Here is a 21,204-nt window from a genome sequence, read left to right as displayed (position 1 = left end):
CTGTGGGAGCTGGCTTGCCTGCGATGCAGGCAACTCGGTTTTTCAGTGATACCGAGGTGATGCTATCGCAGGCAAGCCAGCTCCCACATTTGACCGTGCCCACTTTAGCTTTTGATTTTGCTTCTAAACACTCAAGCCGGCCGGTAGGCCGCTGTGCTCTTGATCTGCTTTTGATCTTGATCTTAGGCGCCCCGTTAAACCACGCTGGCCGAACGCAGGCTTTGGAGCGTGGGTAACCCGGCAGGACGCCGGGTTAGCCGCGCTGGGCCAAGGATGGCCCATCGCGGCGGCCCACGGTCCAAAGCCGGAGTGAGGGCACACCGAGCCTAGGCGAGGTGCCGAGTGGTGGGGCAAGAGCCTTTTGGTTACTTTTGGGCTCCTTTCAAAAGTGASCCGCTGYAAGAGCGGAACCMRTWYMWGCCATAACAAAAATAACCGATATACCCCCCTCCCCAAACCATTGGCACAGACACACAACCACTTGGCAGACACAACAATTCTTGCAATCGCCCCACAAGGCAGAATCCACTTGCAAGAATCTGCCAAAGCACCCGCGATTAGCAAAACACAATAATTCAGGGAGTGCCCCTAATGCGAAGCAACAGGATCAACGTACAGTCAGCGCTGGGTCTGGGCCTGCTTGTACTCGGCTTGAACAGCGCCCGGGCGGATTTACCGCCAGACACCATCGGCCAGACCACCCTGGCCTTTCCACCGGAAGCCCACCGCGCATTCGTGGTAGACGTCGAATTCGAAAGCTTCGTGGTCGGCCGCGTCACCGTGGTAGATCCCGACAAGAAGCGCGTCCTCGGCATGGTCCCCACCGGCTTCGCCGCGCCCTCGGCCCTGAGCCACGACCAGAAGACCCTGTACAGCGCCGACATCTACTATTCCCGCGGCACCCGGGGCGATCGCACCGATGTGCTCACCGCCTGGGACAGCTCCAGCCTGTCGCCCGCCTGGGAAGTGCTGATCCCGAACAAACGCGCCGAATCCCTGACCCAGCGCTATGGCCTGAAGACCAGCGGCGATGACCGCTTCGTCTACGTCTACAACTTCACACCCTCCACCTCGGTGACCGTGGTCGACACCCAGTCCCGCTCCGTCACCGCCGAAATCGCGATCCCGGGCTGCGTACTCAATTACCCGGTCGGCACTCGCCGCTTCGCCTCCCTGTGCGGTGACGGCAGCCTGCAAGTGGTGACGCTGAACGAGCAGGGCCAGGAAACCTCGCGCAACCGCACGCACTTCTTCGACCCCAACGCCGAGAAGCTCAACGAACGCGCGGTGAACGTGGGCGACACCTACTACTTCACCACCACCACCGGCACCATCCGCCCGGTAGATTTCTCCGGCGATGAGCCGAAAATCCTGCCGTCCTGGTCACTCACCACCGACGCGGAAAAGAAAACCGGTTGGGCCCCGGGTGGCTGGCAGTTGATGGCCGTGGCACCGAAACTCAACCGCATGTACGTGCTGATGCACGACAACCACGAGCCGATGAAGTGGGAAGACCCGAGCACCATCATCTGGGCCTACGACCTCAAGACCATGAAGAAGATAGCCACCCTGGAAGCCCCGACCCCGGTCTGGAGCATGCAGGCCACCGGCGACGACAAGCCCCTGTTGCTGGGCGCCGACGTCGAAGGCGGCTTGCAGATCTTCGACCTCAAGACCAATAAACTCACCGGTAGCATGGCCAAGGTAGCGAAGACCGCGACCCAGATCATGAGCTACTAAAGAGGTTCGGCCATGCATATCGACCCGATCTTCATCATTGCCAGCGCCCTCGCCATCGCGGTGTTGCTGGCCAGTGCCGCGACCCACAAGTTGCGCGCACCGGCACGCTTCGCCCGGCAACTGGCCGATTACCAGTTGCTGCCAGAAGCAGTGACTCGCCCCGCCGCCCGGGTAATCCCGGTGCTGGAACTGGTGATTGCCTTTGCCCTGCTGGTGCCGGCCAGCCGTTCCTGGGCCGCCCTCGGCGCCGCCGGCCTGATTGCACTGTACGCCGCCGCCATTGGCATCAACCTGTGGCGCGGCCGCCGGGACATCGACTGCGGCTGCGCAGGCCCCGACCAGGCGCAGCCGTTGCGGCCGATCCTGCTATTGCGCAACGGCGCACTGGTGGCCGTGGCCCTGCTGGCCAGCGTGCTGCCGATTGCCCGTGACTTGGTTTTTTTCGACGGCTTCGTGACCGTCGCCGCCAGCGCCGTCGCGCTGCTGATTTACGCCGCAGCCGATGGCCTGCTGGCGAACTCCCCTCTTCTGCTCAAACTGATTGGTAGGTGATCAATGGAAGGCCTTATTGTTTCCAACGTACTGCTGTGGGTACTGCTGCTGGCGCTGGCGTTTGCCGTGATGGGCCTGGTGCGCCAGATTGGTGTGCTGCACGGGCGCATCGCCCCGGCCGGCGCACTGATGGTCGACAAGGGCGTGGCGGTGAATGAGCCGGCCCCGCAAGTCACCGCTTCCGACCGTAAAGGCCGCCCGGTGAACTTCGGCTATGCCGGTGAGAAGAACCAGTTGCTGTTCTTCCTCTCGCCCACATGCCCGATCTGCAAATCCCTGTTGCCGGCGATCAAGTCCATCGCCAAGGAACAGGCTGACCGACTCGACGTGGTGTTTATCAGCGACGGCGACATGGAAGCCCAGCACGCGCTGATCACCGAACACAAGCTGGACGACGTCACGTACGTGGTCGGCCCGGAAGTCGGCATGACCTACCAGATCGGCAAGCTGCCGTATGCCGCGCTGATCGACAAGAGCGGCACCTTGCGCGCCAAGGGCTTGGTCAATTCCCGCGAGCACCTGGACAGCCTGTTCGAAGTCGAACACCTGAAAAGCGCGACGCTGCAGGAATACCTCAACAGCCAGCCGCAGCCCCACGACCACAGCCACGGCCATAGCCACTGATTAAGGCAGGGAGACTCTCATGAAATTGCTGGATCTGTTATTCGAGCGCTCGACCCGTCGCCTGGCCGACACCACGTCGCGACGCAAACTGTTGGCCCGTATGGGTTCGCTGATGGTCGCAGGCGCCGCGTTGCCCCTGCTGCTGCCCCTGGACCGCACCAGCAAGGCGCTGGCTGCCGATAACCCGAAAGCCGGTGACCCGGGCGACCCGAACAGTTGCGACTACTGGCGCTACTGCTCCATCGACGGTTTCCTGTGCAGTTGCTGTGGCGGTTCGGTGACCTCCTGCCCACCGGGCACCGAGGCGTCCCAGGTGACCTGGATCGGCACCTGCCGCAACCCGGCGGATGGCAAGGACTACATCATTTCCTATAACGACTGCTGCGGTAAGCAAAGCTGCGCCCAGTGCGCGTGCACGCGTAACGACAGTGAGGAACCGGCATACCGGCCGTTCAACAACAACGATGTGAACTGGTGCCTGGCGGCCAAATCCCACATCTACCACTGCACGGTCTCGATCATTCGCGGCGTCGCGGTTTAACTCACCCTTGTGGCGATGGAGCTTGCTCCCGTTGGAGTGCGAAGCGCTCCCAGAGATCTTGGGGCCGCAGCACAGCCCAACGGGAGCAAGCGCCCTCGCCACAGGTCAGTGCAAGAGGCTTGTCATGCGTACGTTGTTTTTGCTGAGCTTGATGTGTGTCTTCGCCACCCCGCTCGCCCAGGCTCGGGCCATTCCCAATCCAAACCAGAAGCACGCACCGGGGAATGAGTCGCCGCAAACGCCGATCGCCCAGGCCGGGTACAGCGTGGCGACCAACTATCAGCTGCAGTGTGCCGGCTGCCATCTGGGCAGCGGCATGGGCTCGGCGGCCAACGACACACCGAGGATGACCGGGTTTGTCGGCAACTTTCTGAAGGTGCCAGGCGGGCGGGAGTTTTTGGTACGAGTGCCGGGGATGTCGCAGTCGGCGCTGAACGATGGGCAACTGGCGGATTTGCTGAACTGGCTGATGCGCCCGGACGGGATGGCGGGCAAGAGTACGCCGGTGGATTACAAGCCCTATAGCGCTGCGGAAGTGACTGAGTTACGGCACAAAGCGATGCTCAATCTGCCGGGCACAAGGGCGGGGTTGATCAAGGAAATGCGGGCGCAAGGGATTGCGATTGAAGATGGAATGCCCAACTGAACGAAACGCGATCCAAATGTGGGAGCGGGCTTGCTCGCGAATGCGGTGTGTCAGTCACCCAATGCATCAACTGAACCACCGCATTCGCGAGCAAGCCCGCTCCCACATTTTTGATCGGCGTATCCCCTGATCAGGCGTGTTGTTTGCGGTACTCACCCGGCGCAATGCCGAACCGTGACTTGAACGCCGTCGAAAAATAACTCGAATCCGAAAACCCCCACGAGTACCCCAGCACCGAAAGCTTTTCCTCCACCCTGGATTGGCGCAGGGATTCAGCACACAAATCCAGCCGTCGGTTCTTGATGTACCGCGCCACCACCAGGCCCTTGCGGGCAAAGATCCGGTACAGCCCGCGCACCGACATCCCCACCTCCCGCGCCAGCCACTCGGGGCACAGCTCTTCGGAGCGAATGTGCTGGTCAATGCACTCCAGCGTCTTGCGGAACACTCGTTCATGGGCGTCGCTGCCCTCGCCCGCCTGGCTGATCGCCGGGCGCAGCAGGTTGATGATCGCCTCCAGCGTCGCCTCGCTTTCCTGCAAGGTCAGGTTGTCTTGCCGGGTGGCCTCCAGAATCAGCTGCCGGGACAGCATCGCCATCGGCGACGCCGCCTCGATCCGGTGCCCGCATTTGACCGGGTTGAAACGCAAGGTCTGCTCCACCAGGTACGACGGCAGGATCAACGACAACTGCCGCGAATTCTCGCTGTAGGTGAAGTCGCTGGGGTGCGCCGCATCGATCAGGGTAATGTCGCCGGCGCGCAACAGCGCCTTGCTGTCACCCTGGGCCATGCCGGCCGTGCCGTCGAGCTGGAACACGGCAAAGTACTTGCCGCCCTCGCCCGCCGCGATTTGGCTGGAGGTACGAAACAGCCGCGCCTGGCAGGCGTCGACAAAGCTGAGTTTCAGCGCGCCGCTCTGGTACTCGCGGATCTGCCCGGAAAAACCATCCCCCAGGATCTGCCCATCGAATGCGCCACAGATCTGATTGATCTGATGGATCCATTGGTCGAACCCATCACAGCGCTGTGCAATTGAAGACATCATGTTCAGGCCTCACGCAGGCTTATTTTTATTCTCTACGCCACATTACTCCACCCGTTCTCCTGAACAGCGTCGCTCCTTATTTCAGGCCTCCGAACCGCCGGTAAAAGCTTTCGCCAACGTCCGGCAACGGGCCGTCGGCAGTTTCCAGCGCGCTGTTCAGCCATTCCTCGGCCTTGGCGTAAATCAACCGGTAAATATTGCGGCACAACTGGCGGGCGGCGCGGCCTTCCCAATCGCCGGGGAGCAATTCATCGGGCAATTGCGGGTCGCGCAGCAGCAGTTTGCGGTACTCATGAATAAGCAGGACTCGTGCCAGGAAACAATCCGCAGGCTGTAGCTGTTCCTGCTCGCGAAGCGCTTGCCAGAGCGGTCGGAACAGCTGGATGAACTCGCTGTAATGGGCCGCCAGCTCCTCGATGTTCCAGCTCTCGCGCACCTGCACCCGCAGGGCCTTGGAGGCCAGTACATCCTGGGCGGTGGTTTCGAAGACGATGGTGTCTTCCTGGGCGCCGAGGTCGAGCAAGGTGGCGTTGACGTCGGCGCGGTCGCTGCGTGGGCAGGCCAGCACGGTCGGGGCAATCGCACCAAAACCTTGCCACTCCAGCTCTTCACGCACTTGTTTGCGCTTGTCCTGGGTCAACTGCGTGAGCATCACCAGGCACCACGAGCCATCCCATGCCGGCACGCTGGAGCTGTAGACCCGCTTGAAGGCCTTGTCGAAACGCCGACGCCCGGCACCGGTCAGGCTGTAGTAGCTGCGGCGCCCGACTTTTTCGGCGGTCAGCCAGCCTTCCTTGGTCAGGCGGAAGATCGAGGTGCGGATCAGCCGTTCATTGATGCCGATGGGTTCGAGCAACTGGATCAGGCTGCCCAGCCACACCGTCCCGCCGTGGGGTTCGATGGCGTCCCCGTACAAGGTGATGATCAAGGAACTGGCGCGAATCGGCGTCTGCTCCTGGAAGCGGGTAATCAGTTGGTTCAGGGGTGTCAGTGACGACATGGGCGTACCGAGGCAAAAAGAGAAAATATACCGTTTTTAGCGGCGTCGGGATGCAGGCGATTCATCTGCCCTTGGGCCGCAGGCCGCTGTCGCTGATGCGTGGGCGATCAGCTTCCGGTGCGCTCAGGGGTGCGCATTCCTGCATCTGCTCCAGGCAACGCTGAGCCAGGCGCTGGTATTCACGGGTGCCGGTTTGTTTCCAGTGCACCTCTTCATCACTGAGGCTGCGCTTGACGCTGGCCGGCGCGCCCATCACCAACGACTGCTCAGGGCACTCGAAACCGGCTTTGACGAACGCCGCCGCCGAGACGAATGAGCGAGCGCCGATACGGGCGTTGTCCATCACCACCGCATTCATGCCCACCAGCGCATCGGTGCCGATCCGGCAACCGTGCAGCACGGCGCCGTGGCCGATATGGCCGTTGCGCTCGACCACCGTATCGCTGTCCGGGAAGCCGTGCATCACACAGGTGTCCTGCAGGTTGGCGCCTTCTTCGAGGACGATGCGCCCGAAGTCGCCGCGCAAACTCGCCAGCGGCCCTACATAGCAATGGGGGCCGATGATCACGTCGCCGATCAGTACCGCCGAGGGATGGACGTAGGCCGTGGGGTCGACCACCGGGGTCAGGCCGTCGAGGCTGTAGCAAGTCATGGGGATTCCTTTTATGGCGTATTCGCAAAGCGATGCCGATCTTGGCTTATTTTGTATCACATCATTTTTACAAGCACAAAGCTGAAAAAGCGTATCGCTTGAATCAGGTGTCGCCGTGGCTTGATACGGTGCCGCTGATAATCGACGTAAAGCCAATAAAATAGGGGATTTATCAGGTATTCACCGACCAGCACAGCGAGCAGTTCATTTTCATCAAACTCAAAACAAGACACACCAAATCAATTTTATCGTTGCATTTATGTATCACGTTAAAGCTATACTCCGGCAAAACCGGCTGACCACGCCGATCCAATAATGAGCCGGCTGACCGCCGAGCGTGCACCGTGAGGGCCTCACGACCATGAACTTCGAACACATCCTGTTTTCCATCGAGGCCGGCGTCGCCCTGCTCAGCCTCAATCGCCCCGACCAGCTCAACAGCTTCAACACGCAGATGCACGGCGAAGTCCAGCAAGCGTTGAAGCAAGTCCAGGAAAACCCCGACGTGCGCGTGCTGCTGCTCACCGGTGAAGGCCGCGGCTTTTGCGCCGGGCAAGACCTCAGCGACCGCAACGTGGCACCCGGCAGCGCGGTGCCGGACCTGGGCGAATCCATCGAGAAGTTCTACAACCCGCTGATCCGCCAACTGCGCGACCTGCCTTTGCCGGTGATCTGCGCGGTCAACGGCGTGGCGGCCGGTGCCGGTGCGAACATCCCGCTGGCCTGCGACCTGGTGCTGGCAGCACGCTCGGCGAACTTCATCCAAGCCTTCTGCAAGATCGGCCTGATCCCCGATTCCGGCGGCACCTGGACCCTGCCGCGCCTGGTGGGCATGGCCCGCGCCAAGGCGCTGGCCCTGCTGGGCAACCGCCTGAGCGCCGAGCAGGCCGAGCAATGGGGCCTGATCTACCGCTGCGTGGACGACGCCGACTTGCGCAACGAAGCCCTGACCCTCGCCCGCCACCTGGCCACGCAACCGACCTACGGCCTGGCGCTGATCAAGCGCAGCCTGAACGCCAGCCTGAGCAACAGCTTTGACCAACAACTGGAGCTGGAGCGCGACCTGCAACGCCTGGCCGGGCGCAGCGAGGATTACCGCGAAGGCGTCGCCGCCTTCATGGAAAAACGCAGCCCAAGCTTCAAGGGCCGCTGAAAGGAGCGCACCACATGACCAACCATGAAGCCATGAACCTGGCCAACCAGTGCGCCCAGGCCATGTTCAGCCGCGATGCCGCCAGCCAGGGCATGGGCATGCGCCTGCTCTCGGTGGCGCCGGGTTGCGCACGACTGGGCATGAGCGTGCGMGCCGACATKATCCAGGGCCACGGCACCTGCCACGGCGGCTACCTGTTTGCGCTGGCGGACTCGGCATTCGCCCTGGCCTGCAACAGCTACAACGACGCCACCGTGGCGCTCGGCTGCAGCATCGACTACATCGCCCCGGCCCACCTGGGCGACACCTTGAGTGCCGATTGCCGCGAGCAAAGCCGCTCGGGTCGCACCGGCAACTACGACGTCCGTATCGAAAACCAACTGGGCCAGCTGATTGCGCTGTTCCATGGCAAATCCTACAAAGTGCGCGGCACGGTGCTGGCGCAGGAGAATCCGAATGAATGACGCCTTGATCATCGACGCAGTCCGCACCCCGATCGGCCGCTACGCCGGCGCCTTGAGCAGCGTGCGCGCCGACGACCTCGGAGCGGTGCCGCTGCGCGAACTGCTGCGCCGCCACCCGCAAGTGGACTGGAGCAGCGTCGACGATGTGATCTACGGCTGCGCCAACCAGGCCGGCGAAGACAACCGCAACGTGGCGCGCATGTCGGCGCTGCTGGCCGGGCTGCCGGTGAGCGTGCCGGGCACCACCCTCAACCGTTTGTGCGGCTCGGGGCTGGACGCCATCGGCAGCGCGGCCCGGGCGATTCGCTGTGGCGAGGCCGGCTTGATGCTGGTAGGCGGCGTGGAATCGATGTCCCGTGCGCCGCTGGTAATGGGCAAGGCCGAACAGGCGTTTTCCCGCGATGCGCAGCTATACGACACCACCATTGGCTGGCGCTTCGTCAACCCGCTGATGAAAAAGGCCTTCGGGATCGACTCGATGCCGGAGACCGCTGAAAACGTCGCCGAGCAGTTCAATATCTCCCGCGCCGACCAGGACGCGTTTGCCCTGCGCAGCCAGCAACGTGCAGCCGCCGCCCAGGCCAGCGGGCGCCTGGCCAGGGAAATCGTCGCGGTGGAAATTCCCCAGCGCAAAGGCCCGGCCAAGGTGGTGGAACACGACGAACACCCCCGCGGCGACACCACCCTTGAACAACTGCAGAAACTCGGCACGCCATTCCGCGAGGGTGGCAGCATCACTGCCGGCAATGCATCCGGGGTCAACGACGGCGCCTGCGCCCTGCTGCTGGCCAGCGCGGAAGTTGCCAAGCGTCACGGCCTGGTCGCCCGCGGCCGGGTGGTGGCGATGGCCACCGCCGGCGTGGAACCGCGCATCATGGGCATCGGCCCGGTGCCGGCGACCCGCAAGGTGCTGGAACTGGCCAACCTGAGCCTGGCGGACATGGACGTGATCGAGCTCAACGAAGCCTTCGCCGCCCAGGGCCTGGCGGTGCTGCGCGAGCTGGGCCTGGGGGACAACGACCCACGGGTGAACCCCAACGGCGGCGCCATCGCCCTCGGCCATCCACTGGGGATGAGCGGCGCACGGCTGGTAACTACCGCCCTGCATGAATTGGAGGAACGTGGTGGCCGCTACGCGCTGTGCACCATGTGCATCGGCGTGGGCCAAGGCACCGCGCTGATCATCGAGCGCCTGTCCGACTAAAGATTCGCGATTCCCGGGGAGCCTAGCGGTATCCTTGGGGCATGCACTCAAAGCCCACGGTGTGCGGTGGGCTGATACACAAAAATAATTCGAGTGAACTCATGAACATGCCTATTCCAAACGCCGTGCTTAACCCTGTGCTGGACCCGCTGGAAACCGCCAGCGTCGACGAACTGCGCGCCCATCAACTGGAGCGCCTGCGCTGGAGCCTGCGCCACGCCTACCAGAATGTGCCGCTGTACCGTCAGCGCTTCGACGCGCTGGGGGTGCACCCGGATGACATCAAGTCCCTGGACGACCTGGCCAAGTTCCCGTTCACCACCAAGGGCGACCTGCGGGACAGTTACCCCTACGGCATGTTTGCCGTGCCGATGAACGAGGTGGTGCGCCTGCATGCGTCCAGCGGCACCACCGGCAAGCCGACGGTGGTGGGTTACACTCAGAACGACATCGACACCTGGGCCAATGTGGTGGCCCGCTCGATCCGCGCGGCCGGTGGGCGGCGTGGCGACAAGGTGCATATTTCCTATGGCTACGGGCTGTTCACCGGCGGCCTTGGTGCCCACTACGGCGCGGAACGCCTGGGTTGTACGGTGATTCCGATGTCCGGCGGGCAGACGGAAAAACAGGTGCAACTGATCAAGGATTTCCAGCCGGACATCATCATGGTCACGCCCTCGTACATGCTGAACATTGCCGATGAAATCGAGCGCCAGGGCATTGATCCACAGAAGCTGGCGTTGCGACTGGGGATCTTTGGGGCCGAGCCGTGGACTGCCGAGCTGCGCAGTGCAATCGAGGCGCGACTGGGGATTACGGCGCTGGATATTTACGGGCTGTCGGAAATCATGGGGCCTGGGGTGGCCATGGAGTGTGCGGAAACCAAGGATGGCCCGACCATTTGGGAGGATCACTTCTACCCGGAGATCATCGACCCGGTGACGGGTGAGGTGCTGCCGGACGGGCAGATGGGTGAACTGGTGTTTACCTCCTTGAGCAAGGAGGCGCTGCCGATGATTCGCTACCGTACCCGGGATTTGACGCGGTTGCTGCCGGGGACTGCGCGGCCGATGCGGCGGATCGACAAGATCACCGGGCGCAGTGATGACATGTTGATCATTCGCGGGGTTAATGTGTTTCCCACGCAGATCGAGGAGCAGGTGCTTAAAATAAAACAGCTTTCAGAGTGTTATGAGATACATCTGTATCGTAATGGCAACCTGGACAGTGTGGATGTGCATGTGGAGCTGAAGGCTGAGCATCAGCACCTCAATGATGAACAACAGAAAGCCGTCTCCAGCGAACTGAGCAGGCACATCAAGACGTATATCGGGATCAGCTCGCGTATCGTTTTGCAGCCGCTGCATTCGATCAAGCGGTCTGAGGGCAAGGCTTGCCATGTGATGGATCGTCGCCCTAAGGCATGACTGCTGCACCTTTTTGGCCCCGCATTTGCGGGGCTTTTTTTTGCTCGTTTTTTGGGGTGGGGGTAGAGCACCAGCAAAATCAAAGGCGCACACGGTTCAAATGTGGGAGCGGGCTTGCTCGCGAAGGTCGTTAACGATGACGCGGGCATCCTGATTCAACGCGGCGCACTCAGGTTCTTCGCGAGCAAGCCCGCTCCCACATAAAGCGGCCCTGTTTTTTGCCTACTGGCCCTGCTTACCACGATGACCGGGAACCCTATGCCGCCGTTACCGTAGCGACAGATATCTGCTCCCTTCCCGCAAAGCGATACAAAATTAAATAACGACACCATATTTTGTGTTTGATATTAATTTCCGTATCGCTTATAAAGTCCTCCATGCCTACGACAAAACACAAGGCGGGAGACCCCCCATGTACGCACAGCTTGTAGAAACCGGAGTAAAGCGCATCAAGGACCTCTCCGAGATGTCCGACCAGGAACGCGCCTTCCAGGAAAAAATCGACGCCGAAATCAAGATCGAAGCCAAGAACTGGATGCCCGACGCCTACCGTCAAACCCTGATCCGCCAGATCTCCCAACACGCCCACTCGGAAATCGTCGGCATGCTGCCCGAGGGCAACTGGGTCACCCGCGCCCCCACCCTCAAACGCAAGCTGCAACTGATGGCCAAGATCCAGGACGAAGCCGGCCACGGCCTGTACCTCTACAGCGCCATGGAAACCCTGGGCGCCGACCGCGACGAAGAAATCGCCAAGCTCCACAGCGGCAAGGCCAAGTACTCCAGCATCTTCAACTACCCCACCCTGAACTGGGCCGACATGGGCGCAGTAGGCTGGCTGGTAGACGGCGCCGCCATCGTCAACCAGGTGGTACTGCAGCGCACCTCCTACGGCCCCTACTCCCGGGCCATGGTGCGCATCTGCAAGGAAGAAAGCTTTCACCAGCGCCAGGGCTACGAACTGCTGCTGACCATGATGCGCCAGGGCACCCAGGCGCAAAAAGACATGGTCCAGGACGCGATCAACCGCCTCTGGTGGCCATCGCTGATGATGTTCGGCCCCAGCGACGAACACTCCCCCAACAGCGCCCAATCCATGGCCTGGAAAATCAAGCGCCAGAGCAACGACGAACTGCGCCAGCGCTTCATCGACCAGACCATCCCGCAGCTGGAGCTGCTGGGCTGCACCTGCCCCGACCCGGACCTGAAGTGGAACGCCGAACGCGGCCATTACGATTTCGGCGAGATCCAGTGGAGCGAGTTCTACGAAGTGCTCAAGGGCAACGGCCCGTGCAACCAGGAACGCGTCGCCACCCGCCGCAAGGCGATTGAAGACGGTGCCTGGGTACGCGAAGCCGCCGTCGCCCACGCCCGTAAAAAACAGAACAAGAACGCCGCCTGATCGGCCACCTGATGTGGAGTCACCGTTATGTCTGAATGGACCCTGTTTGAAGTCTTCGTGCGCAGCAAGCACGGCCTGAATCACAAGCATGTGGGCAGCGTGCATGCCGCCGACACCACCATGGCCATCGAAAACGCCCGGGAGCTGTACACCCGCCGCAGTGAAGGCGTGAGCCTGTGGGTAGTGCCTTCCGCGCTGATCACCGCCTCGTCGCCGGACGAGAAAGACCCGCTGTTCGACCCAGCCGATGACAAGGTCTACCGCCACGCCAGCTTCTACGAGTTGCCGGCCGAAGTCGGGCATATGTGAGGTCGACCATGAACCCTGAAACCGATCTGATCGAATACCTGCTGCGCCTCGGCGACAGCGCCCTGATCCAGGGCCAGCGCCTGTGCCAGTGGTGCGGCCGTGCGCCGGCGCTGGAAGAAGAACTGGCGCTGATGAACGTCGGCCTCGACCTGGTGGGCCAGGCGCGCAACTGGCTGGAATACGCCGCCGAGCTGCTGGACGACGGGCGCGACGCCGATCACCTGGCCTTCCGCCGGGATGAGCGGGCCTATCGCAACCTGCTGCTGGTGGAACAACCCAACGGCGACTACGCGGTGACCATCCTCAAGCAATTCCTGTATGACGCCTGGCACTTGCCGGTGTTGAGCGGCCTGGCCCAATCCAGCGACGAACGCATCGCCGGCATCGCGGCCAAGGCGGTGAAGGAAGTCACCTATCACCTGCGCCGCTCCGGCGAGTGGGTGGAGCGCCTCGGGGACGGCACCGAGGAAAGCCATAAACGCATGCTCGCGGCGATCCCCGAGCTGTGGCGGTTCACCGTGGAACTGACCGGCGCCGACGACAGTGAACAGCGCCTGCACGCCGCCGGCATTACGCCGGACGCCGCTCAGGTTGCCGCAGCGTGGCAGACCCAGGTCAGCGAAATCTTTACCAGCGCCACCCTGCCCCTGCCGCCTGCTGCGAGCTATTTCTACCTGGATGCACGCCGCGGTTTGCACAGCGAGCACCTGGGAATTTTGTTGGCGGAAATGCAGTTTTTGCCCCGAGCGTACCCCGATGCAACCTGGTGAGCTGATCGCCAGCGACCAGGGCGCACGCCCGGCGCAACCCACCGACCTGGCTGCCGCGTGGGCCACCCTGGCGCAGGTCATGGACCCGGAAGTGCCGGTAGTGAGCGTGGTCGACCTGGGCATAGTGCGCGACCTGGACTGGCAGGCCGGCCACTTGCATGTGGTGGTCACGCCGACCTACTCCGGCTGCCCCGCCACCGAAGTGATCGAGGGCGATATCCGCGATGCATTGGAGCTGGCAGGTTTCCGCGCGCCGCAACTGGAACGCAAGCTGACCCCGGCCTGGACCACCGACTGGATCACCAGCAGCGGCCGCGAACGCCTGCGGGCCTACGGCATCGCACCGCCCCAAGGCAGTAGCAGCAAACGCAGCCTGCTGGGAGAAAGCCCGGTGATTGCCTGCCCGCAATGCGGCAGCACCCACACCGAAGTGCTCAGCGAATTCGGCTCCACCGCCTGCAAAGCGCTGCACCGCTGCCGCGATTGCCTGGAACCGTTCGACTATTTCAAGTGCATCTGAGGGGCCAGCGGCCCGCTTGGTTGGAGAACAACAATGAGCAAATTTCACAGCCTGACCATCAAGGATGTGCGCAACGAGACCCGTGACGCGGTGTCCATCGCCTTCGAGATTCCGCAGCATCTGCAAGACAGCTTCCACTTCACCCAGGGCCAGCACCTGGTGATGCGCACCCAGCTGGATGGCGAGGAAGTGCGCCGTTCCTATTCGATCTGCACCGGGGTCAATGACGGTGAACTGCGCATCGCCATCAAGCGCGTGGCCGGTGGACGGTTCTCCGCCTTTGCCAATGAGCAGCTCAAGGCCGGGCACAGCCTGGAAGTGATGCCGCCCGCCGGGCATTTTCATGTGGACCTTGATCCGGCTCGCCACGGCCATTACCTGGCAGTGGCGGCCGGCAGCGGTATCACGCCGATCCTGTCGATCATCAAGACCACCCTGCAAACCGAGCCCCACAGCCGCGTGACGCTGCTGTACGGCAACCGTTCCAGCTCCGGTGCACTGTTTCGCGAACAGCTGGAAGACCTGAAGAACCGCTACCTGCAGCGCCTGAACCTGATCTTCGTGTTCAGCCGCGAGCAGCAGGATGTCGACCTCTACAACGGCCGCATCAATGCCGAGAAGTGCGAGCAACTGTTCTCCCGCTGGCTCGACGTGAAAGCCCTCGACGCGGCCTTTATCTGCGGCCCGCAGGAGATGACCGAGACCGTGCGCGACAGCCTCAAGGCCAAGGGCATGGCGCCGGAGCGCATCCATTTCGAACTGTTCGCCGCCGCCGGCAGCCAGCACAAGCGCGAGGCCCGCGAAGCGGCGCGGCAAGTGGATGCGGCGGTCAGCCAGATCACGGTGATCAGCGATGGCCGCGCCCTCGCCTTCGACCTGCCCCGCAACACTCAGAGCATCCTCGACGCGGGCAATGCCCAGGGCGCCGAGCTGCCGTATTCGTGCAAGGCCGGCGTGTGCTCCACCTGCAAATGCAAAGTCATCGAAGGCGAAGTGGAGATGGACAGCAACCACGCCCTCGAAGACTACGAAGTGGCCGCCGGCTATGTGCTGTCGTGCCAGGCATTCCCGGTCAGCGACAAGGTGGTACTGGATTTCGATCAGCTTTAAGGACACACCGCTCCCCTGTAGGAGCGAGCTTGCTCGCGAAGATCGTTAACGATGACGCGGGTAGCCTGAATCAACGCGGCGCCCTCAGGTTTTTCGCGAGCAAGCTCGCTCCTACAGGACGCAGGTTTAACCACAACAACAATAAAAAGGAGCACACCACCATGACCCCCGACGATATCGAGCGCATCCGTCGACATCCCGATTTCATCCAGTTGGTACGCCGCAAACAGAACCTGTACTGGTCGCTGTCGCTGATCATGCTGGTGATCTATTTCGGGTTTGTGCTGTTGGTGGCGTTCTCCCCGGCTACCCTCGGGCAGTCGTTGAGCGGCGGCGTGACCACCGTGGGCATGCTGGTGGGTGTGGTGATTGTGCTGCTGGCGTTCGCGCTGACCGGCTTTTATGTGTACCGCGCCAACCATGTGATCGACCCGCTGAACGACAAGCTCAAGCAGGAGTGCACAGCATGAGCCGGCTGGTAGCGTGGTTTCTCCTGCCGCTGGCATTGGCCACGGACCTTGCAGTCGCCGCCGACGGCGCATCCCGGCCACTGAACTGGAACGCCATCGGCATGTTCCTGGTGTTCGTGCTGTTCACCCTCGGCGTGACTCGCTGGGCCGCCCTGCGCACCCGTTCCGCCAGCGACTTCTACACCGCCGGCGGCGGCATGAGCGGCTTCCAGAATGGCCTGGCGATTGCCGGCGACATGATCTCGGCGGCGTCATTCCTCGGCATCTCGGCGATGATGTTCCTCAACGGTTATGACGGCCTGCTCTACGCCCTGGGCGTGTTGGCCGGCTGGCCGATCATCCTGTTCCTGATCGCCGAGCGCCTGCGCAACCTGGGCAAGTACACGTTTGCCGATGTGGTGTCCTACCGTCTGGAGCAGACCCCGGTGCGCCTGACCTCGGCCTTCGGCACCCTGACCGTGGCGCTGATGTACCTGGTGGCGCAGATGGTGGGCGCCGGCAAGCTGATCGAGCTGCTGTTCGGCATCGACTACCTGTACGCGGTGATGCTGATGGGCGTGCTGATGGTGTTCTACGTGACCTTCGGCGGCATGCTCGCCACCACCTGGGTGCAGATCATCAAGGCGGTGATGTTGCTGTTCGGCACCACCTTCATGGCGTTCATGGTGCTCAAGCACTTTGGTTTCAGCACCGAGGCGATGTTCGCCGGGGCCACCGCGGTGCATGCCAAGGGCAGCGCGATCATGGCGCCGGGCGGCTTGCTGTCGAACCCGATCGATGCGATTTCCCTGGGGCTGGGCATGATGTTCGGCACCGCCGGGTTGCCGCATATCCTGATGCGCTTCTTTACCGTCAGCGACGCCAAGGAAGCGCGCAAGAGCGTGTTCTACGCCACCGGTTTCATTGGCTACTTCTACCTGCTGCTGATCATCGTCGGCTTCGGCGCCATCGTCATGGTGGGTACTGACCCAAGCTTCCGGGATGCCAACGGCGCGATCATCGGCGGCGGCAACATGATCGCCGTGCACCTGGCACAGGCCGTGGGCGGCAACCTGTTCCTGGGGTTCATTTCGGCGGTGGCCTTCGCGACCATCCTGGCCGTGGTCGCCGGGCTGGCGTTGTCCGGCGCGTCGGCGGTGTCCCACGACCTGTATGCCTGCGTGATCCGCAAGGGCCAGGCCAGCGAGCAGCAGGAAATCCGCGTGTCGCGCATCGCCACGCTGTGCATCGGCGTGCTGGCGATCATCCTCGGCCTGCTGTTTGAGTCGCAGAACATCGCGTTCCTGTCCGGCCTGGTACTGGCAATCGCCGCCTCGGTGAATTTCCCGGTGCTGTTCCTCTCGATGTACTGGAAGGGCCTGACCACCCGTGGCGCGGTGACCGGCAGCCTGGCGGGACTGGTCTCGGCCATCGTGCTGCTGGTGCTGAGCCCGGCGGTGTGGGTCAACGTACTGCATTACGACAAGGCGCTGTTCCCTTATTCCAACCCTGCCCTGTTTTCCATGAGCCTGGCGTTTTTCAGCGCCTGGGTCTTTTCCGTCACCGACCGCTCGCCCCGCGCTGCCGTTGAACGCGGGCGTTACCTGGCGCAGTTCATTCGCTCCATGACCGGCATTGGTGCCGCAGGCGCCAGCAAACACTAACTCTCATTTTCCAACCCGGAGGAATCGTGATGTCTCACGCCCCTACCCTGCAAAGTTTTATCGCTGGCCGCTGGATCGGCCAACACGGCGCCCAGGTGCTGCGCAGCGCCATTGACGGCCACGAGCTGGCACGCACTCACGAGGAGCGCCCGGACTTCGCCGAAGCCATCGAACACGGGCGCCTCCAGGGTGTCAGCGGGCTGATGGCCCTGGATTTCCAGCAGCGGGCCCAGCGCCTCAAGGCCATCGCGCTGTACCTGAGCGAGCGCAAGGAACAGCTCTACGCCCTCTCCCACCACAGCGGCGCGACACGTGCCGACAGCTGGATCGATATCGAAGGCGGCAACAGCACGCTGTTCACCTACGCCAGCCTGGGCTCGCGGGAATTGCCGTCGGGCAATATCGTCCACGAAGGCCCGGCGATGCAGTTGAGCAAGCTCGGCAGCTTTGCCGGCACCCATATCCTGGTGCCTCGTGGCGGCCTGGTGGTGCACATCAACGCGTTCAACTTCCCGATCTGGGGCATGCTGGAAAAATTCGCCCCGAGTTTCCTGGCGGGCATGCCATGCATCGTCAAGCCGGCCAGCGCCACCAGCTACCTGACCGAAGCCGTGGTGCGCCTGATGGACGAATCCGGCCTGCTGCCACCCGGCAGCCTGCAACTGGTGATCGGCAGCACCGGCGACCTGCTCGACCGCCTGCAAGGCCAGGACGTGGTGACCTTCACCGGCTCCGCCGACACCGCCGCCAAGCTGCGGGTCAACCCGAACCTGATCCGCAACTCGGTGCCGTTCAACGCCGAGGCCGACTCGCTGAACTGCGCGATCCTCGCCCCGGACGTAAGCCCGGACGACGAAGAGTTCGAGCTGTTCATCAAGGAAGTCGCCCGGGAAATAACCACCAAGGCCGGGCAGAAATGCACCGCCATTCGCCGCGCCATCGTGCCGGCCAAACATATCGACGCCGTCGCCACCCGCCTGCGGGACCGCCTGAAAAAAGTTGTGGTGGGCGACCCGTCGGTGGAAGGCGTGCGCATGGGCGCACTGGCCTCCCACGACCAGCAGAAAGACGTGGCCGACCGCCTGGAAAGCCTGTTGCAGAGCAGCGACATGCTGTTCGGCGCCCGCGACGGCTTTGAACCCCGCGGTGAAAACGTCAGCCAGGGCGCGTTCTTCGCCCCGACCCTGCTGCAAGCCCGCGACCCGCATGCGGAAGGCGGCGCCCACGACATCGAGGCCTTCGGCCCGGTCAGCACGCTGATGGCCTACGACGACCTCGACGAAGCCCTGGCCCTGGCCGCACGCGGCAAAGGCAGCCTCGTCGCGAGCCTGATCACCAAAGACCCGCAGATCGCTGCCAAAGCCATCCCGGTGGCTGCCGCGTGGCACGGCCGCCTGCTGGTGCTCGACCGCGAATCCGCCGCCGAATCCACCGGCCACGGCTCGCCCCTGCCGCAACTCAAGCACGGCGGCCCGGGCCGCGCCGGTGGCGGCGAAGAACTCGGCGGCTTGCGCGCCGTGAAACACTACCTGCAACGCGCAGCGGTACAGGGCTCACCGACCATGCTGGCGGCGGTCACCGGCGAGTACGTACGCGGCGCCAAGGTCATCGAGACCGAAGTGCACCCGTTCCGCCGCTTCTTCCAGGACCTGCAGATTGGCGAATCGCTGCTGACCCACCGCCGCACCGTCACCGAGGCCGACCTGGTGAACTTCGGCTGCCTGTCGGGCGATCACTTCTACATGCACTTCGATGACATCGCCGCCAAGGAATCGCAATTCGGCAAACGCATTGCCCATGGTTACTTTGTGCTGTCGGCGGCGGCCGGGCTGTTTGTGTCCCCGGCACCGGGGCCGGTGCTGGCGAACTACGGGCTGGACACCCTGCGGTTTATCAACCCGGTGGGCATTGGCGACACCATCCAGGCGCGGCTGACCTGCAAGCGCAAGATCGACCAGGGCAAGAAGAGCCCCCAGGGCATTCCGCAAGGCGTGGTGGCGTGGGATGTGGAGGTGACCAACCAGCTGGGTGAGCTGGTGGCCAGTTATGACATCTTGACGTTGGTGGTCAAACGCGAGGAGTGACCGCTCAGACCAATGTGGGAGCTGTCGAGCCCCAGCGAGGCTGCGATGGGATCACCGCGCCGTACCTGCCAGACCGCGGCGCCTGCATCGCAGCCTCGCTGGGGCTCGACAGCTCCCACAGTTGGTCTCAGTTGATCTCAGTTGATCTCAGTTGGTCTCAGTTGATCTCAGTTGATCAGGAGCGTGTGTTCGTATCCCGTGACGCCCTGCGTCACCACTGAACAGATTGATTTTTTATTCCGCACGACACACCTTAGCGAATCGTTTTTCTAAAAGGTGACGCCCGCAGTGTCCGATTTTCCGACGCTCAAAACCGAACGCCTGACCCTCAGAGAACTTACACAGGAGGATGCGGTGGGGTTGTTTGCGATTCATAGCGACGCTGAAGCAATGAAGTGGTTCGGTGCCGACCCAATTACCGAGCCTCATCAAGCGGAGCAACTGATCGAGCTGTTTGCCAGTTGGCGCACCTCACCCAATCCGGGGATTCGCTGGGGGATTGAAGACATAGCCACGGCAGCGCTGATCGGTACCTGTGGTTTCTTCAAATGGAATCGTATGTGGCGCAGTTGTGCCATCGGGTTTGAGATGGCGCAATCGGCACAGGGACAGGGGCTCATGAAGGAGGCGGTTTACGCCGCCCTTCGATGGGCGTTCCAGCACATGGAACTCAACAGGATCGAGGCGCTGGTTCATCCTGACAACGCTCGGTCACTGAACCTGCTTGAGAAAGCCGGGTTCGTGCGTGAAGGAACGTTGAGGCAGGCGGGTTACTGGAACGCAGCTCATCAAGACCTGGTTCAGCTTTCGCTGCTGCGTGGGGAGTGTGAGTACCTTTAGTGTCAGCGCGCGGTCCGGCGGTAAACCAGCGTATCGCGTACGCCGAAGTACTCGCAGCGCCGCGCGCCTTGAAGGGTTTCCACCCATTCAAACCCCGTTGCCTCAGCCAGTCGTTGACTGGATATGTTCGCCGAAGAAGTGGTCAGGCGCAGTGTGTGCCCGCTCAACTGCGAAACCAGAGCGGTCAATGCCTCCCTCATCAGCCCATGACCGGCGTGTGCCTGATTGCCCCAATAGCCAACTTCGTAGCTGTGAATCTCATCGGCCAGCGGCAGCAGGCCGATACAGCCCACCAATGCCTGGGGATCGTCGCGAGATAACAGGAAATACCGTTTCTCCCCGACAGGCGCATCGAAGTCTTTTGCCGCGCGCTGCAGGCTTTCCTGCGTGTCCTCCAGCGTCCAGTGCGGCTTGCTCCATACGAGAAACCGGCGGTGCAGTGCGTAGCTGGCGTTCAAGGCATCGGCGAGTTTTTCAGCGAGCGCCACATCAGGCGCAACCAGGGTCATCCGGTCAGTTTGCAGGGTTGTGGGCAGCGGCGCCTGCTGTTCAATGGTTTGCACCCACACGAATCCTTCGTCTTCACTGGGTGGCTCGAGCATGCTGAACACGCTTTTCAGCGCGTCCTCCGGCACCTTTTTGTCAGCATTGCGTTGGGCATTTCGCGCCAGCGCCAGCTCCAGCGGTGCGCTCACCAGGATGCCGATCACCGGGACTGCATAGTCCCTCGCGATGGACAGCAGCTCCTGCCGATGACGCCGCGCCGGCAAAGCAGCATCGAAGACGATTGCCCGACGTCCCAGTCGCCCAAGGTTTTCCGCCACCCAGCGAGACTTGCCCGCCCCCTGCACGCCCATGACCACGTACACATGAGTGCCCTTTGCCGCCTGTGACAGCTCGTGCCTCAACCGCGCATACGCGAGCTGCCATGCCTGTCGATTTCGTTCAGGCGTGAATTCCCTGCCGAACTCGGTTTCCAGATAGTCGTCAGGGTTGATCACCAAGGGC

At 62.5% G+C, this 21,204-nt stretch carries 22 protein-coding genes; 18 read left to right on the top strand and 4 right to left on the bottom strand.

Annotation, left to right across the window (positions count from 1 at the left end; genetic code table 11):
* The first annotated feature begins 591 nt into the window (after window positions 1-591).
* From JV201_RS11445 to JV201_RS11425, 5 genes are all read left to right on the top strand, one after another.
* Window positions 592-1,740, top strand: a complete 1,149-nt coding sequence (locus JV201_RS11445) for an amine dehydrogenase large subunit (RefSeq protein WP_008431064.1) — start codon at window positions 592-594, stop codon at window positions 1,738-1,740.
* Between the two features lie 12 nt (window positions 1,741-1,752).
* Window positions 1,753-2,292: a MauE/DoxX family redox-associated membrane protein gene (locus JV201_RS11440; RefSeq protein WP_177020203.1), complete on the top strand. Its 540-nt coding sequence runs from the start codon at window positions 1,753-1,755 to the stop codon at window positions 2,290-2,292.
* Between the two features lie 3 nt (window positions 2,293-2,295).
* Window positions 2,296-2,916 carry a methylamine dehydrogenase accessory protein MauD gene (gene mauD / locus JV201_RS11435; protein ID WP_219406924.1) on the top strand — a complete coding sequence of 207 codons (621 nt, stop codon included), beginning with the start codon at window positions 2,296-2,298 and terminating at the stop codon, window positions 2,914-2,916.
* A gap of 19 nt (window positions 2,917-2,935) precedes the next feature.
* Complete coding sequence (locus JV201_RS11430) at window positions 2,936-3,457, top strand: methylamine dehydrogenase light chain (protein ID WP_003208877.1); 522 nt, start codon at window positions 2,936-2,938, stop codon at window positions 3,455-3,457.
* 124 nt (window positions 3,458-3,581) lie between these two features.
* A complete protein-coding gene (locus tag JV201_RS11425; protein WP_008431056.1) occupies window positions 3,582-4,103 on the top strand; it encodes a hypothetical protein in 522 nt (173 codons plus the stop codon).
* 130 nt (window positions 4,104-4,233) lie between these two features.
* Here the strand turns inward: JV201_RS11425 and feaR are convergent, their stop codons facing one another.
* The 3 genes from feaR to paaY all read right to left on the bottom strand — a co-directional run bounded on the left by feaR (window position 4,234) and on the right by paaY (window position 6,800).
* Window positions 4,234-5,148 carry a transcriptional regulator FeaR gene (gene feaR, locus JV201_RS11420; protein WP_177068757.1) on the bottom strand — a complete coding sequence of 305 codons (915 nt, stop codon included), beginning with the start codon at window positions 5,146-5,148 and terminating at the stop codon, window positions 4,234-4,236.
* Between the two features lie 76 nt (window positions 5,149-5,224).
* The gene (gene paaX / locus JV201_RS11415; protein WP_003208883.1) at window positions 5,225-6,148 is read right to left on the bottom strand and encodes a phenylacetic acid degradation operon negative regulatory protein PaaX; all 924 of its coding nucleotides are present in this window, start codon (window positions 6,146-6,148) and stop codon (window positions 5,225-5,227) included.
* A gap of 61 nt (window positions 6,149-6,209) precedes the next feature.
* On the bottom strand, window positions 6,210-6,800 hold the full coding sequence (gene paaY, locus JV201_RS11410) for a phenylacetic acid degradation protein PaaY (protein ID WP_003208885.1): 591 nt from the start codon (window positions 6,798-6,800) through the stop codon (window positions 6,210-6,212).
* 361 nt (window positions 6,801-7,161) lie between these two features.
* Between paaY and paaG the strand changes: the two genes are divergently transcribed.
* The 13 genes from paaG to JV201_RS11345 all read left to right on the top strand — a co-directional run bounded on the left by paaG (window position 7,162) and on the right by JV201_RS11345 (window position 20,196).
* A complete protein-coding gene (gene paaG / locus JV201_RS11405; RefSeq protein WP_177123309.1) occupies window positions 7,162-7,953 on the top strand; it encodes a 2-(1,2-epoxy-1,2-dihydrophenyl)acetyl-CoA isomerase PaaG in 792 nt (263 codons plus the stop codon).
* Window positions 7,954-7,967: 14 nt separating this feature from the next.
* Window positions 7,968-8,417 carry a hydroxyphenylacetyl-CoA thioesterase PaaI gene (paaI, locus tag JV201_RS11400; RefSeq protein ID WP_219406923.1) on the top strand — a complete coding sequence of 150 codons (450 nt, stop codon included), beginning with the start codon at window positions 7,968-7,970 and terminating at the stop codon, window positions 8,415-8,417.
* Window positions 8,410-9,621, top strand: coding sequence for a 3-oxoadipyl-CoA thiolase (pcaF, locus tag JV201_RS11395; RefSeq protein WP_219406922.1), 1,212 nt, complete (start codon window positions 8,410-8,412; stop codon window positions 9,619-9,621). The genes paaI and pcaF overlap by 8 nt, the downstream gene beginning before the upstream one ends.
* A gap of 101 nt (window positions 9,622-9,722) precedes the next feature.
* Window positions 9,723-11,048: a phenylacetate--CoA ligase PaaK gene (gene paaK, locus JV201_RS11390; protein WP_134326257.1), complete on the top strand. Its 1,326-nt coding sequence runs from the start codon at window positions 9,723-9,725 to the stop codon at window positions 11,046-11,048.
* Between the two features lie 412 nt (window positions 11,049-11,460).
* Complete coding sequence (paaA, locus tag JV201_RS11385; protein WP_003208897.1) at window positions 11,461-12,450, top strand: 1,2-phenylacetyl-CoA epoxidase subunit PaaA; 990 nt, start codon at window positions 11,461-11,463, stop codon at window positions 12,448-12,450.
* Between the two features lie 27 nt (window positions 12,451-12,477).
* Window positions 12,478-12,759: a 1,2-phenylacetyl-CoA epoxidase subunit PaaB gene (gene paaB / locus JV201_RS11380; protein WP_003208899.1), complete on the top strand. Its 282-nt coding sequence runs from the start codon at window positions 12,478-12,480 to the stop codon at window positions 12,757-12,759.
* Between the two features lie 8 nt (window positions 12,760-12,767).
* Window positions 12,768-13,529, top strand: a complete 762-nt coding sequence (gene paaC, locus JV201_RS11375) for a 1,2-phenylacetyl-CoA epoxidase subunit PaaC (protein WP_219406921.1) — start codon at window positions 12,768-12,770, stop codon at window positions 13,527-13,529.
* On the top strand, window positions 13,516-14,049 hold the full coding sequence (paaD, locus tag JV201_RS11370) for a 1,2-phenylacetyl-CoA epoxidase subunit PaaD (RefSeq protein WP_003208903.1): 534 nt from the start codon (window positions 13,516-13,518) through the stop codon (window positions 14,047-14,049). The genes paaC and paaD overlap by 14 nt, the downstream gene beginning before the upstream one ends.
* Before the next feature lie 33 nt (window positions 14,050-14,082).
* Complete coding sequence (paaE, locus tag JV201_RS11365; protein WP_003208905.1) at window positions 14,083-15,159, top strand: 1,2-phenylacetyl-CoA epoxidase subunit PaaE; 1,077 nt, start codon at window positions 14,083-14,085, stop codon at window positions 15,157-15,159.
* Window positions 15,160-15,320: 161 nt separating this feature from the next.
* Window positions 15,321-15,629: a DUF485 domain-containing protein gene (locus tag JV201_RS11360; protein WP_003208907.1), complete on the top strand. Its 309-nt coding sequence runs from the start codon at window positions 15,321-15,323 to the stop codon at window positions 15,627-15,629.
* Window positions 15,626-17,272 carry a cation acetate symporter gene (locus JV201_RS11355; RefSeq protein ID WP_219406920.1) on the top strand — a complete coding sequence of 549 codons (1,647 nt, stop codon included), beginning with the start codon at window positions 15,626-15,628 and terminating at the stop codon, window positions 17,270-17,272. Before JV201_RS11360 ends, JV201_RS11355 begins: the two co-directional genes overlap by 4 nt.
* Before the next feature lie 29 nt (window positions 17,273-17,301).
* The gene (gene paaZ, locus JV201_RS11350; RefSeq protein ID WP_219406919.1) at window positions 17,302-19,356 is read left to right on the top strand and encodes a phenylacetic acid degradation bifunctional protein PaaZ; all 2,055 of its coding nucleotides are present in this window, start codon (window positions 17,302-17,304) and stop codon (window positions 19,354-19,356) included.
* Between the two features lie 288 nt (window positions 19,357-19,644).
* The gene (locus tag JV201_RS11345) at window positions 19,645-20,196 is read left to right on the top strand and encodes a GNAT family N-acetyltransferase (RefSeq protein ID WP_177036940.1); all 552 of its coding nucleotides are present in this window, start codon (window positions 19,645-19,647) and stop codon (window positions 20,194-20,196) included.
* 2 nt (window positions 20,197-20,198) lie between these two features.
* Here the strand turns inward: JV201_RS11345 and JV201_RS11340 are convergent.
* Window positions 20,199-21,204: GNAT family N-acetyltransferase (locus tag JV201_RS11340; protein ID WP_219406918.1), on the bottom strand; the 1,006-nt coding region annotated here is incomplete at its 5' end.

This window comes from Pseudomonas sp. Colony2, assembly GCF_019382755.1.
Classification (GTDB): domain Bacteria; phylum Pseudomonadota; class Gammaproteobacteria; order Pseudomonadales; family Pseudomonadaceae; genus Aquipseudomonas.
The sequence above is the reverse complement of the archived record's forward strand: the minus strand, read 5'-3'. Positions and strand labels throughout refer to the sequence as shown.